Source organism: Helicobacter sp. T3_23-1059 (assembly GCF_053654515.1).
This window is the reverse complement of the sequence record NZ_JBSIUV010000144.1, coordinates 1-1214: the sequence shown is the minus strand read 5'-3', so window position 1 is coordinate 1214 and position 1214 is coordinate 1. Positions and strand designations below refer to the sequence as shown.

At 40.8% G+C, this 1214-nt stretch carries 1 protein-coding gene; it reads right to left on the bottom strand.

What is annotated here, in order from left to right:
* A partial coding sequence (locus ACWIX0_RS13655) for a putative barnase/colicin E5 family endoribonuclease (RefSeq protein WP_454174530.1) occupies positions 1-1214 on the bottom strand: 1214 nt, incomplete at both ends.

Below are 1214 nucleotides of genomic sequence, written 5' to 3'. Positions count from 1 at the left end.
GTTGGATTTTCTCAGCAGTGTGTTGTATAATTTGTTCGTCAGGGTTTTCTAAAGGGCGTTTAGTTGTAAAAAGGGTATCGCCGAAAGTCTTATCCTTTTCCCTTTCGACTTCATACGCTGTAACTACCCATTTATTGTCCCCCTTACCATTAAAACCTTGTGAAATTCCTAATTTATAGATTTTCCCATCGCTATCTTTATGCCAAATTGTAGTTATTCCTTTTTTAGATTCCACTTCCCCTCTTTCTATGATTTCAGGGATTTTGTGTAAGTCTAGTTCGGGGTGTTTGTCGATAATGTGGCTTAAGCCATAGCCCTCGTGTTTTTGTGCGTCCGTGATTTTGCCCCAGACTAAATCAATATCACTTAAAACGCCATCGATTTGCTTTTTAAACGCCCCTGCGACTTGTCCGTTAAATTCCTCGCCCGCTTGTTTTGCTGCGCTCGCTTCGGCTAGTAGTTTTTGGATAGCCCCTTGCCCGTCTTTGTAAAATTCCGCATAGTTTGTGCCAAACTCTTGCGCTGGCTTAATGCCATAGTTAGATTCTATGTTTTTGCGCATAAAGGATAAATCTTGTTTTCCTTTTGTAAAATCAATGTTATTGCTAGCGATAATTTCCGCGTCCGTCTTGCCTCCGCTTAAGTCGTTTTTGTATTTTTCTAGCCATTGCTGCGTTTTTTGGGTAATATATTTTGATTGTTCTTGTGCTATGGCTTGTGCTCGGGCTTTATCATCGATTTCCCTATACTTTGCTAAGTCTTTTTTGTAGTCTAAAATCTCTTTGTTTCCATTTTTTGCTTCATTTTCAAACCATTCATCAAATTCTTTTACGCTTAGTTCTCTGCCCGCTCGCTCGTTTGCTTGTTTTTCAAAGTCGTTAAATCTTTTTTCTAGGCTTTTTTCTAGTGCTAGCGTGTCAATGTCTTTGCTTAGATTTTGGTTTTGCGCGGCTAAGTCATCGCTTTGTGGTGTGGATTTTGTAGGTGTGTCTTTTTGCGCAGGGGTGTTTTGATACCCTCCCCCTTTGTCCGCCCTCGTGCTAAGGGAGGGGGATTTATCGGGGCTTGGTGTGGGGGTTTTTTCATAGTTTTTTAGTCGTATGAGCGCGTCTTTTAATGCGCTTGTGGCTTCGTTTTGTTGTCCTTTGCCTATCATATAGTCTAAAAAGTCGTATAAATCCACTTCTTTAAGGCTTTTTACTTCGCTATCGCCG